The 12,498-nt window shown below is 67.6% G+C and carries 10 protein-coding genes and 1 pseudogene; 9 read left to right on the plus strand and 2 right to left on the minus strand.

Features of this window, described 5'->3' with window-relative positions:
* Positions 1 to 211 precede the first annotated feature (211 nt).
* The 4 genes from K7472_RS31810 to K7472_RS31825 all read left to right on the plus strand — a co-directional run bounded on the left by K7472_RS31810 (position 212) and on the right by K7472_RS31825 (position 5,668).
* Positions 212 to 1,348 carry a TniQ family protein gene (locus tag K7472_RS31810; RefSeq protein WP_289679333.1) on the plus strand — a complete coding sequence of 379 codons (1,137 nt, stop codon included), beginning with the start codon at positions 212 to 214 and terminating at the stop codon, positions 1,346 to 1,348.
* 136 nt (positions 1,349 to 1,484) lie between these two features.
* Positions 1,485 to 2,684 (plus strand): endonuclease domain-containing protein, encoded by a 1,200-nt coding sequence (locus K7472_RS31815; RefSeq protein WP_222982670.1) that lies wholly within the window; start codon positions 1,485 to 1,487, stop codon positions 2,682 to 2,684.
* Between the two features lie 665 nt (positions 2,685 to 3,349).
* Positions 3,350 to 4,630 carry a helicase associated domain-containing protein gene (locus K7472_RS31820; protein ID WP_222982672.1) on the plus strand — a complete coding sequence of 427 codons (1,281 nt, stop codon included), beginning with the start codon at positions 3,350 to 3,352 and terminating at the stop codon, positions 4,628 to 4,630.
* A gap of 54 nt (positions 4,631 to 4,684) precedes the next feature.
* Positions 4,685 to 5,668 (plus strand): phosphotransferase family protein, encoded by a 984-nt coding sequence (locus K7472_RS31825; protein ID WP_222982674.1) that lies wholly within the window; start codon positions 4,685 to 4,687, stop codon positions 5,666 to 5,668.
* Between the two features lie 210 nt (positions 5,669 to 5,878).
* Here the strand turns inward: K7472_RS31825 and K7472_RS33805 are convergent.
* A pseudogene (locus tag K7472_RS33805) lies at positions 5,879 to 6,016 on the minus strand (IS5-like element IS4811 family transposase); the annotation flags it as partial.
* Positions 6,017 to 6,054: 38 nt separating this feature from the next.
* Between K7472_RS33805 and K7472_RS31830 the strand changes: the two are divergent.
* Entirely contained in the window at positions 6,055 to 6,405 is a 351-nt protein-coding gene (locus tag K7472_RS31830) for a DUF2290 domain-containing protein (protein WP_252396583.1), read from the plus strand.
* Between the two features lie 499 nt (positions 6,406 to 6,904).
* On the opposite strand, the gene K7472_RS33320 is transcribed toward K7472_RS31830, so the two are convergent.
* Entirely contained in the window at positions 6,905 to 8,293 is a 1,389-nt protein-coding gene (locus K7472_RS33320) for a hypothetical protein (protein WP_222982678.1), read from the minus strand.
* A gap of 1,550 nt (positions 8,294 to 9,843) precedes the next feature.
* Here K7472_RS33320 and K7472_RS31840 point away from each other — a divergent pair.
* Genes K7472_RS31840 through K7472_RS31855 form a run of 4 tightly spaced genes read left to right on the plus strand, consistent with a single transcriptional unit; the run spans position 9,844 to position 12,357 of the window.
* Positions 9,844 to 10,182, plus strand: coding sequence for a hypothetical protein (locus K7472_RS31840; protein WP_222982680.1), 339 nt, complete (start codon positions 9,844 to 9,846; stop codon positions 10,180 to 10,182).
* Positions 10,183 to 10,230: 48 nt separating this feature from the next.
* Positions 10,231 to 10,800, plus strand: a complete 570-nt coding sequence (locus K7472_RS31845; RefSeq protein WP_222982682.1) for a hypothetical protein — start codon at positions 10,231 to 10,233, stop codon at positions 10,798 to 10,800.
* Positions 10,781 to 11,491, plus strand: coding sequence for a cytochrome P450 (locus K7472_RS31850; RefSeq protein WP_222982684.1), 711 nt, complete (start codon positions 10,781 to 10,783; stop codon positions 11,489 to 11,491). Before K7472_RS31845 ends, K7472_RS31850 begins: the two co-directional genes overlap by 20 nt.
* Before the next feature lie 11 nt (positions 11,492 to 11,502).
* Positions 11,503 to 12,357, plus strand: coding sequence for a hypothetical protein (locus tag K7472_RS31855; RefSeq protein WP_222982686.1), 855 nt, complete (start codon positions 11,503 to 11,505; stop codon positions 12,355 to 12,357).
* The last annotated feature ends 141 nt before the right edge of the window (positions 12,358 to 12,498 follow it).

Raw genomic sequence — 12,498 nt, forward strand, 5'->3', positions numbered from 1 at the left:
CGGTCACGAAGAAACTGCTGTCGCAGGTGGTGCTCGACGTTCAAGCCACTAACGCGGCACGTGCCACGCGCAGGCAACGCCAGGGCGGACTAGCCACCTAGCGCAGTGCTGCGGCGTTGGCGCCGCAGCTCCGCGGGCTGCTCGTGTTCAAAAGACCGCAATCGCGGCCCCGGCTTCGGGGCGCCCTCATTCCTGTCTGCCGCGAAGGACCATGCCCGTGCAATCCCCCCATCCAGCGCCTGTGCCTGTTCGCCTTGCACCCGTCGCGCAGGAGCTGACCGGTTCCTGGATTCGCAGGATGACCGCCGAATTCGGGCTATCGGCCCAGGACCTGCTGCGAGCAGCCCTGGACGGTCCGTACGGTGTTCACGTGACGGGCACACCAAAAACCGGACTGGAACTGTTCCTCAACGCACCCGCACAGGCAGCTCTGGCCCAGTTCACCGGCACACCCCTGTCCCGGCTCACTGCCCTGCTGCCCAGCCTCGCCCTTTGCCACAGCCGTCTGGAAGATGCCCTGCTCCGGCGGGCCACCTGGTACACGCCGGGCACGGCGTGGGTGGCGGCCTGCCCACCATGCACCGGACGGGCCTGGCTGGCGGGGCCCGGCGTGCTGGTGTATCCGGGGGCTGCCGGGCATATCTGCCGTCGCCACCGGCGCTGGCTTCTCGCACGCGCTGGGCAACCAGCGGGCATCGCACTGCAGAGCCTACCCGAAGTCCTTGCGGCCCATCGGCGTCATGTCTCTCTCGTACGGACGCATCCGCGCGGCGGGGAGGTGGTGGCCTTCGCCGCGGCGGTGGTGTGGTCGTGGCAGGTACAGCGATGGAGATCCGAGCCGGTCTGGCAGGACCGTGTACGCCGACTCGCCGCGGTCACGGGGTGCCCGCCGGCGGCCATCGTGCCTCATGCGCTGCTGGCCTATCCGGAAGTGATTGCCGTCGCCCGGCTGCTCGGGGGCAGCCGCTGGCAGCGTCACCTGCGCGGGAGCTTCGCCACCGGGGGCGCTGCCGCCGCCGAGAGGCTGTTCCTCCAAGAGGTTGGCCTCCGCATCGGCAGACCGTGGCTCGCGGACTGGCTGGGTGCCTATAGCCGTGCCCGTGGCCGCGAGGCCGCACGAGCCGATCCGCTTCGGCAGTGGCTACTTACCGTGGCAGACGGCATCAGCGATGACCGCTTATGGATGGTGGACCAGGCCGTGGCACGGCCTGCCGAGTACAGCGACCGCGCGGCTCTCCTCGGCGACGGCCGTACTCGCGCCTTGTCGGAGCAGGCCAAAGCAGCCTTCTTGACCAGCGGGTGGGAACCCCTCCCCCCGCAACGACCGGGGAGAGCACCGTACCGGTGACGCCTCCTTCACGGCGGCTTCATCCGCTACCAGTTCGGCGCATGCCGCGCAGCATCGCCGACCGTGGACCGCCACGAGCGGTTCTTCCCCCGCGTTTCCTCGCCCTTTCCTCAACGCTCGCAAGGAGAGACACATCATGCCGCTGATCAGCCCCGAATACGCGGGCCAGTTACTGAAGGAACTGACGAAAGGCTGCCCCATTCCTGCAGCCCCTGCAGAAATGGCCCGCTACGCTTTCCAGACAAGTGACCACGTGCTCATCGGAGACGTCGCCGTCCGCGGCTACAAGCACAAGAACCGGTGGCGGCTGGACGAACGGGACATCCGCAAAGCCGGCGAACGGCTGGCCTCGCTCGCGATCGATCTCGACGATCTGGTCGACGCCCGTCCCCTACCCACCGACCGCGGACGCACGTGGCGTTTACAGATCACGAACTGGTTCGACCACGTCGCCTACGAGGACCAGACCGCCAACGGCTGCCACTGCGAAGGCCAACAACCATGCGACCGCACCCGCCCCAACCAGCATGGACTGGGGTGCGGTGCAACCTGGGAGGCGGTCGAAGCACGCTACGGCGAGGAGAGCATCGCCTCCACCCGCCCGCTGCCGCTACTGACGTGGTCCGGCACGATCTGGATGGTCCCGCGTGCCTACGCCGCCCTTCTCGACCGGGCCGAGCAAATCGCTGCCCAGTTCGCCGAAAAAGTCGCCTGCTGCAGCCGGTGCGGTGCCCAAGGAGACATCTGGGAATGGCGCTCCTCCAGCACTGCCGGCTACACCACTTTGTGTCCCTCATGCACCAGCGCCGCCGCCCGCCGGTACAAAGGTCATCTGCGGGGCAGGCAGTACAAGTCACTTCCGAAGAAGTCGCAACCGGATGCATTTCTGTGCGTCTTGTGCCCCAGCCCGCGGCAGGCCATGTACTGGGACCACTGCCACGAGCACGGCTTCGTCCGCGGTCCGGTATGTGCCAGCTGCAATACGTACGAAGGTGGCGGCTACCGGTTCATCAACCGCCCGGGCGCGGCGCAGCACCTCTTGGAGTGCAACGGCTGCCGTCGTGAAGGTACGGTGCCGCCGCGGCACCAACCGGACGTCGTGCTTCGCACATTCGTGCTCGACCCTCACGATGCATGTAAGCAGCCGCCTCCATATCCGTGGGGCGCAGTGGAGGGAGACGGGTCGATCCGCTTCCGTCTCCATTGCTGGTGCACCACGTCGTCCCACCAGTGGGAACAGGTCGTGCCTGCCTCCAAAGTCGGGTCTCTGGTAAGTGATTTCGTGGCCAAGGCTCTGGCATCAGAGACCGATGCCACTGACCAGGAATCCGCCTGACGTCCCAACGTCGCTCTGCTAGTCCGGTTCCTACGCTTATCCCGGCCGAGGCATCTGCCCCGGCCGAGGCTCTCCGAGCAGAGTGGTGCGCTCTTCATACCGGCCACGCACTTGACCAGTCGATTCCCGGGGTCGCCACCGGGTTACGCCGTAGCGCCAAGAAGCAAAGAGGGAATCGGGCGGAAATCGATGCTTTGGAGGCGGTCCTGCAGGTGACACCCCTTCCAGGGGAAACGACGTGGTCTTTTCTGCACCGGGTGGCGTCCGCCTACCGGCTGCAGGTTGCCGACCTGACGGCATGGTGGCACTGGGCAAGTCCCGTGCGTCAAAGACGTGGGGTGCGTCCCAACGGTGAGGTGCTCCTCGACACAGTGGCGCAGGGGCAGTTGGCTGGCTGGTGCCGTGTGCCAGCCGGCCATCTCACGCGGGCGTTGCCGTCCTGGACGGCAGGTCCGCTGGAGCTGGCTGGCCGTGGCGGAGACGGGCGGGGGTGGGCGAGGTGGCGGTCGGGGGCTTCGCCGTGGGGACCGGTGGTGTTCGGCTGCAGGCTGTGCGCGGCTCGGCGTGGCAGCGGTGGGGCGCCGGTCTGGGCGTACCGGCCACGGTGGCGACGGCTGTGTGTGCGGCATGGCCGGTGGCTGCTGGAGGTGGGCGAAGGACATCTGGTGGAGTTCGTTGACGCCGAGAATCTGGCGATGGAGTTGATCCGGGCGCAGCGTCAGTGGGTCCGGGTGGAGCGGATAGGACAGGCGGCTGACGCGACACCCCGTGAGGTGTTCGGGCTGGTTCGTGCGGTGGTGTGCGGGTGGTGGGATCGGAAGGAGTTCTGGGAGCGGGGGGCGATATGGGGGCCGCGTCTGGAGCGTCTGACGGCCGCTACGCGCCGGTGGTGTCCGGATACGGCGGGCTGGGGCGTTGAGCAGTGGCGTCTGCTGGTACGGGACGTGGTGATGTTCCCGGAGATTGTCGCGGTAGCGGAAACCCTGGTGAACCCGCGGATGCAGCAGCTGGCCGCCGAGAACGGTTCGGGAGCTCTGGTGCGCGGCCGGGGTAGCGGTGAGCGGTTTGCTGCCGCCTTGGGTAAGCAGCTGGGACGGGAGTGGCTGGTTGAGCTGGAAGCGGACGACCATGGCGGGCCATTGGCGTCCTGGGCTCGCGCGGTGGTCCGTGAGCAGGGCAGCCCGGCGGGGGCGCCGGTGCGGCAGGGGCGATTGGGGCGGTGGTGGGTGCACAGCGCGCACCGGCCGGTCCAAATAGGAATGGGTCTGCGACGGCTGGCAGACCCTCTGAGCGCAGGTTCGGGCGCACGTGAGGGTTCGGGTGCGGCAGGAGCTGGCGAACCGGCGGCACGGAGAAACACGCGGGCAGAGGTGAGGGGGCCGTGGCGGGCTGGGCAAGGCCGGGGCTTGGAGCAGCGGCATGCACAGTTGTTTGCCGAAGGCCTCGAGCAGGCTCGTCTTCATGTGGAGCGGTTCGGGCATCTGGCCGTCGCGCACGCTGAGGGGCGGGTGCAGGAGGGGTTTGATCTGGGTCGGTGGCTGGCCAACCGCCGTGCGCATGCGGCGTCGCTGACCATGGAACAAGCGGAGCAGCCTCGGTGCCTGGATGCATGGTGGAACCCTCCCTGGCCCCTCGACTGGCAGCGCGCCTGGCATCGGGCTCGCATCCACGTACACGAGCAGGGGCCGGTACACGGCGGCGACAACCTGATGGGGCTGCCGTGCTGGCTTCAGCGGTGGCTGCGCCACCAGATCACCCACTACGAACAATTGCACGATGGCCAGCAGACGCTCCTGGCCGAGCTTGGTCTGACCACGAGCGAGGTAGAACGGTTCCACGCCTGGCCCGGACGGCGGCGTCCGACCGCCGACGGCCTGGCTGTCGCCCGTGCCTACGCCGCCCGCCACGGCCACCTCGCCGTGTCCCAACCCCTCGTCGTTGAGTAGGTGTTTTTGAAGCTTCGCCTCAGGCCCCTCGTTCCTGATCATTAGGCTGTCGGCATGGCTGAGGGCGAGAGCGCGGCGGTTGTCGAGACTGACATCGATAACCTAGGCGGGTCCAAGACCCGTGTATGGGTGGAGCGGAGCCTTCGTCCTGGAGACCGGGTATGTGCTGTGGCAGCGCTGCGAGGGGGCTGGACATCGCAGATGCGTCGCCTCGATGTTGAGGGCGAAGGTGAGCCGTACTCCCTCGTGCTTCGGTCTTTCGTGAAACCGTTCTTCGTAAAGCACGCCCTGGGACTGCTGACGCGGGAAGCGGACATCCTCCGTCTGCTCGCGGACACGAACGTGCCAGCCGCTCGTCTTCATAGCGTTGATGCGGCAGCTGAACACTGCGACCATCCGTCGCTGCTGATGTCGTTGCTTCCAGGGCGTCTGAGACTGGACGGGGAGGACATCGAGCGGAAAACAGAGCTCCTGGCCCGGCAGTTGGTGGCGATCCACGGGTTGCTCGTCCCAGAAGGAGCCCGACCGCGCACCTATCAGGCGTGGACCAGCCCAGAGCGGGTGCGGCTTCCCGAGAACTCGAAACAGCCGGAAGTGTGGCAGCGTGCCGTGGATGTGATCCGACAGCCGCCTCCGGCCTACCGGCCTCGCTTCCTGCACCGGGACTTCCACCCCGGGAACGTGCTCTTCGCGGGAGAAGGAGCCGATCTGACGATCACGGGTGTCGTCGACTGGGTGGAAACGTCATGGGGACCCGCTGACCTAGACGTGGCCCACTGCTCCACTGCGCTTGTTCTGCTCCACGGAGTGCCCGCCGGAATGCAGCTTGCGGATCACTACATCGCAGCCGGCGGAACCCTCAGCGACGACCCTGCTGATCACCTGTACTGGCGTGTGCTGGATGCGCTGGCCTTTGCACCGGACGCGGAGAAGGTCGCCGAGCCCTGGCGGGAACTCGGGAGGGAAGATCTGACCTCAGCCGTTCTCGCCCAGCGCCTGGAGGAGTACCTCCAAGCGCTCTTCAGCCAGTACGGCTGAGGACTCGATGGTCAGCGTCGTCCGGCGGCAGCCTGCGCTGCTGGTGTCCTAGTGATTCGAAGCGCTCACCGAGGCCGAGAGGCGCACGCGCTCCGACGCGCTCATCGAGGCCATTCACGACTGGCTCAATGAGAGGCGGCGCCAGCACGGGACGAACGACGTGTCGGAGGCCGGCGCCGAGTAGGGCCACCGTCATCCAGCTGTCGGCGTCTTCCGTGTCCACTGGCTCGTGCGCGGATTCTTGCGGGTGAGACGCCGGGTCATCATGGTGATGAGTGCCCAGTTCAGGTGTGCTTCGGAGTGCTGGGGCAGGCGTTCGTAGTCGCGTGCGTTGCGGCGGGCGTTCATGCGGCCACCGGCTCGCCTACATACCCGCGCCCTACCGCATGGACGAGGACCTGGTCCGCGTCGAACCCCTGCTGGACGTCGTCGATATCTACGTGGCGGACGCCCCCACCAGCATGGTGCTGCACTCGGCCGTCCGCTTCGACTACGACCCCGTCTCCGCCGCCCCGGGGCACCCGGCCGCGCACCTGACCATCAACTCGGCGCACTGCCGGATCGCCTGCGCCGCGCCGATGCACGTGGGGCGGTTCGCCGACTTCGTTTTCCGGCACTTCTATGCGGATCTGTGGACGGCGCACCGCGGCTACTTCACCGGAGGCGCCACCCGCCATATCGGCGAGCGCACCCTCACTGACGACGACCGCACCAGCCCCCACCTGATGTGGAACTAGGCTCTGAGCAGCCTTGAGATGCGGGTCATCTGCGGCGTGAGCGCTGGGCCATTCTGCAGGATCCCCGGCAAAATCCATCTATAAACTACGCATAGACACGTCGACCATCACATCTACACTCACCAACCCAGACTGAACCCCCACCACTCCAAAAACCGAAAAAAGTTCACAAACACTGAAAACACGACTACCTCGCCGACCAGCGACACACCACTCACGCCCGAACCTGACCATCAGGTAGCTCACGCCCCGCCTTCTCGGAGGCCCGGCGCCCCGGCGCGTCCCGGTAGGAACTCACCCACCTCAAAAACATGCGCGCGCTTCTCTCGAGCGCTCACACTGGGACTCCCGCCCCGGATGCTCCCCGCAGACGCAACTCCGACCGCAGGAACAGCCTTTGGATGCGCGCCGCAGCGTGTGTCGGACGGACGAGCTGCGACCTCCGCGCTCAAGCCGCCGCTGGGGGGCCTCACGGCACCCGACGTGGAGTTGCTGTGCCCTACCGACGGAAGCCTCGCCCGGGATCGCGGACGCTGTGGGTGCCGAAGGGCTCGAACCAGGCGGCCGCCCTGAGGTCGCCCACACCCATGGACTGGTTCGCTGAGTCCTCCGGGTCTGCGATGCCGCCGAGTTTCGGGTCGAAGAGCATTAGGACGTCGTGGTCCTGGAACAGCAGATCGGAACAGTCGTCCCATCTGTAGTCGTCGCCGTGTTCGGGGAGCGTGTGGTGGGGGTCCGTGGGAGAGCGGTCTTCCAGGTGGGTGGGGGCATCCTCAATGGCCAGGTGCAGGGCCATCTCCTCTGCGGTGCAGGTGGGTTCGGGCCACTTGCCCCGGGCGAGGTCTGCGGCCAGGTCGTCGAAGGCGCGCGCCATGCGCCGCCGCCATCGGTGGTCGGCCGTCCAGGTGAGCGGAGGCAGCCGGTCGAAGACTTCCCAGGTGGTGGCGTTGGCGTCCGGCAGGAACTGGTCCCCCAGGCGGTGTGCGTCGTCGTAGGCCTGGTCTGCGAGGAGAACCAGGGCGGTGTGGAGCAGGTCGGCGGTGCGGGGGGTGAGCTGCCAGCCGCACTCCTCGCAGTCGGGGTCCTCGCCCTTGCAGGGGCAGTCCCGGACGGCGAAGAGGGCGGCGAAGTTCGGCGTCTGCTCACCGGCTGTGGGCCTTTTGCGCTGCTGGCGCAGGCGCCAGCCGTGGACGAACCGGGTGACGACGGGCGCTGTGCTCCAGTCGGCCAGTTCGTCGCCGTCTTCGATGCTCAGCACCTCTGCCGAGCTTTGGTCTTCCAGCGTCTGGCTGCCGGTGACGTCGCTGTCCTCGGTGAGGGTGATCACGGCGCCGGTCAGGTCGCGTGGGTCGTCGTCGCCGAGTTCGGACGCCGGCAGCGGCTCCCAGCCTCGACGGGCAGCGGCGTGAAGGAGCGCGTCTTCGTCGGTGATGTGGAACTCGCGCAGGTGGGTGATCCGCACGACCTTCCCCGGCAGGTCCTTAAGCCGCGGATGGCCCGCCATTGCGGACGCTGCCGAGGAATCCGGTTCGTCGTCGAACGGCTCCGAGTCCGGGTCCGTCGCCGTGAGCAGGGTGCCGGGTTCTGCGGGCCAGGTCCCGCTCGCGGCTCGCGTGACGGCCTGGCGCAGGGAGCTGGCCGGTGCTTCCGGCATCTGAGCCGTGAGAGCGGTCAGTTCGTCGTCGACGGCTGCGGCGTCACGCAGCGCCAGGACCCGGCGCAGAATGCCTGTCGCCTCGAAGGCGTGCTCGGGGTTTTTGCAGGTCAAAACGGCGGTCAGGGAACTGGGTCCGTAGTCGTGCGCCAGCAGGGCCAGCACGCGGCTCTTGCTGGCGGTGTGTTCGCACAGGAAGTCGATGGCCCGGACCACGGACAGCGATGACGTCATCGCGGGACTCCAAAAGGGGAAGAACGCGGGGGCGCACCGGACGGGCGGCGCACGCGCACAGACAGGAACCCGCTGGTGGACACGGTGCGGCCGCGTCCCCGGACGGTGAAAGAGGCAAGTTGGTGTCCTCGCTACGAACGAAGACCCGGACTCGGCTGACACAGACACTACCCGCACCTGGCGGCGCGTACCCCGGACATCGGCAAAAGAGCGGGATCTGCTGGGGCACCGCCACCGCCCGCCAAAGGTCAACTCTGGGCTGTCGCAAGCGAAAGAGCAGCACGCTGCGGTAGGAGGTCGTGCAGCGTCTGTACCGACGGCGCGATGCATCACCCCGGCCGAACAGATTGGCTCCATCGTCCTACGGCTGCTGACCGACCTGGACGGTGAAACGCAAGGGAAGGCCCTCAAGATCTTCTTCATCATGCCGTGGCGCCACGAGGGCTGGCAGCCAGGCGACCGGCCGGGCCAATGCGGGCACCGTAACCCTGGCAGCGTGCACGACCAGGACCGCCATGGCTAGCAAACCCGCTGCGCTCCCTTCTAGCCCGACACCTCTAACCAGCACAAACCCCGCACCCGCTATAGCAGGCGGCGTGAGAATGACCTGGCCTTGTCACCCATGTCAGCAACAGGTGAGCACCATCCATCATTGCCAACTACCCGATCCCCTTCATGCGCAGGTGAAGACGCAGCTGATGGTGCAGGAGAAGGCGCGGCCCCGATCACGCCTGTCGGTCCGGCTGGATCGGGATGTGACCACTCCTCGTAGGGCGGCATGGTCCGGACGTGTCTGTGCCGAACGCAGGGCCGCGCACATTCGGGGCCGCGGCGCGGTCTCGGTCGGTCAGGGCACGGCGGTGGCGACCTGACCGGTCGGGCGCGTGCCGTCGTAGGCGTAGACGTGGACCTCGACCGACGTGTCGGGCTCCTCCGGGACGAGGGAGAGCGCGACAACGCAGCCGGCGGCGTCCCGGCGACCGTGCGCACCCGTATGGAGGAGGCAGGCGAGACGACAACCGTACGGCCGTGGGGGCAACCGGCGGAGACCGAGACGACGCGGGGCGGCGGACCGCCGTCGTGCCGGACGCTGCGGACGGGAAGCCGGGAGGCGGCCGGAGCGGCGGGCGTGCCCCGGGTGCATCTGCTCAAAGACACCGTGCCAGTCCCCTCGGCGCCGCTCCAGAACATGATCCCGCACAGCTTCAGCGGGGGCGCGCCACTGCGGATGTCCGGCCCGGAGCAGCCAGCGGCTCCGGCAGCCACCAGGGCCACGCAGACGGCTGACAGCGTGGTGCGGCCACGGCGGCGCCGCGGAGCTTGGGCCATCGGCGTCTCCTCGTACGGATCGGCGCTTCACGCGCGGTCGGTCCTTGCGAGCGCACGCAGCACGGCTGCCCACCCTCGGCCTGGCCCTGCCCCCGCGCGTCCTGGTCGCCTGCACCACCATGGAAGGCCGCAGCATCGAACAGTGAACCAGCTGCGCCGGAACCGGAAAGGCTCCTGGCCAGACACACCGCGGCACACAGCCGGGTACCTATCCTGAAACGATGACTCGCGTGGAACCCGTGCTCGGCTGCAATCACGCAGACGGCGCCTTGACCCTGGTGACCCTCCCGTACGCCTTCACGCAGGACACTCTGCTGACCTCCGATGAGTTCCTGCGGCGCGCCAAGGAGTACGGGCACCGTCTGAGCCTGGACGTCCTGCAGGAACTGCACAACCGCCGGCTGCTGGTCCCGCTCTACCGGGTGTGCGACAACGCTGTCGAGGGCCGACGCATCTCGGTGGCCACAGCCGGCAGCGGGAACGCACGCGGATGGGTCATGGCTGCTGACGCCGAAGGACGGTTGCGGGATGCCGCCGGCGAGGGCTACTCCGTGGCGTAGCCCTACGCTAGGCCGGCGGATGAGGACCGACAATGGTGGAACGGGTTCGTGTACTCCTCCTGGCAGCTGCTGACGCTGCGTCAGGCACTGAGCCGGTACGAGTTCGCCCGACTCGGTTTCGTCCAGCCCAACGGTCGGCCTCTCGCCGATCAGCAGCGCTTGGTCCGGGTGTTGTGCGCACTGTCGACCCGTTACCTTCCGGGTGTCCTCGGGCAGGTGAGCATGCCGCCGGACGCCGACGAGTTGGACCTCCGCCGGTATCGGGCCTCCACGAACACGCTGGACTTGCTCACTCAGGCGAGCTTCGCCCCGGTACGCCTTGCGGAGACGGCAGATGGCCTGCTCGCGCAAGCTCATGACGATCCGTTGCGGGACTGGCTGCCGTTGATCCGCTATGCCGGATACCGGCAGGGCTGGTCCAAGCTTCGTGGGCGGTCACTGGAGAACATGTGGCGTCGCGTCGCCGCGGAGATCCTCCTGCAAGCCCACGAGGACCTCACTGCGGACGGACACCTGGCCCCTCTGCCCGATTTGACGGGCGCGGCATGCTGGAGTGCAGCACGACCGGTTGACGCCCCGTCACGGGGACGCCGAATCCTTGGAGCGCGCCCTTGCTGAGCGCGGGCTGTCGCCACGGCCGAAGGTCCTGCTCCTGGTCGAGGAAGAGACCGAGCTGTACCACGTGCCCCCTCTGCTCAGCGAGCTCGGCCTGCGCACTCCGCAGGATGTACGCGTGCAACGCACCAAGGGTTCGAAGGTCAATCCGCACCTGATTGTCCGCTACAGCATCGCCCCGCGCATCTCGGCAAGGGCTGGCTCCTCGACGCATCAGGACGCCGCCATCGGCCAGGACGTCCTCGACCTGATGGTCAACATTCAGGTGTGGGGACGCGACAAGTACGAGCTGGCCAACTTCACCGACGACGAGTTGGCCCCCGCCATCACCGCTATCGCCATACGGCAGGGACATCCCGCCGAATGCCACGACTGGCAGGAGCGGCTGCGCCAAGAACTCCAGGCAGCCAGAGCTGTCCACCAGGACATCAAGGTCCCGCTGATGCGGCTGCGGCTGCGCCTGGAGAAGGTGGAACTCGCCCACGCACTGTGGCCGGTACTGCTGGCCAAGTGCGAAGCGGAGCTGGCCGCTTCCACTGTGGGGAGTCCCTCACCCGCGCTCGTGCGAAGGGAAAACTCTAGCCGCCTACTCCCAGGCCCCAAGCGGCCGGTCCGGGGGCCCGGGAGCGGTGGATCCGGCTCCGATAGGATCGCGCGCGAGGACAGCGGACCACAGTTTCAGGGGATCGGGTAAGCATGCACATCGTGGGTGTCCATGGCATCTGGCAGGGAAACACCAACGCCATGAAGCTCTCCGCCGACTGGAGCGGGGCCCTGGCCCGGGGGCTGCGGCGGTATCACGGGGCGCACTGCCCGATCCCGCCCCTGATGGTGTCCCACTACGGGCGCCTGTTCCGCGGTCAGGCGCAGCATCTGGGCCCCGGCGAGGACGAGACGTGGGTGGACGAGAGCCTGGTCACGGACGAGGAGGAAGCCTTCATCCTCGACACGCTCGATCCCTACCTGCCGGACGGCGTGGACACCGCTTCCCTGCCCGTCGACACCCTCGGTCTCGGAATCCCCTATGTCTCACGCCAACTCGCCCACGTGCTGGTGGCCGTCGACCAGAAAGCGGGCCGGGGCACGGGACAGTGGCTGCTGCGGATCATCCGGCAGGTCTACCGCTACCTCCACGACGATGACGGCTACGGCTCCCCCATCCGAGACCTGGTCGCCGCGGAGCTGCACCGTCCCGGGCCGCGCGTGATCATCGCCCACTCCCTGGGCAGTGTCATCGTGTTCGACATTCTGACACACCAGGACATCGGTCCCGGCCCGGACGGCCTGCAGTACCTGGTCACCTGTGGCTCGCCGCTGGCCTGGCCGACCATTCGCCGCTCCCTGGGCCACGACGGGCTTCTTCGGATCCCGCAGGGAATCCAGTGGCTCAACCTCCACGCCGCCGGCGACGTGGTCGCGCAATCACGCGGCCTGGCCCACGTAGCACCGGACGTACACGACGAAGCTGTCCGCAACGGCGTCGCCGAACCGCATTCCGTCGTGCGCTACCTTGCCCAGCAACCACTCGCGGACCTGATCGCCAAGGCCGCCACCGGCTGAGCAACCGTACTGCCGAGCCCGCATCTCTTAGAACTCCTAACGAAATGAGATGAAGGATTGCCTCAGGTCGGGCGAAGATCGCTCGGTACTCGCCGACGGAAGGGCAGCTATGGGCGACAGCCTCCCGAGGGAGCTCATCTC

This window comes from Streptantibioticus parmotrematis, assembly GCF_019890615.1.
Taxonomy (GTDB): Bacteria; Actinomycetota; Actinomycetes; order Streptomycetales; family Streptomycetaceae; genus Streptantibioticus_D; species Streptantibioticus_D parmotrematis.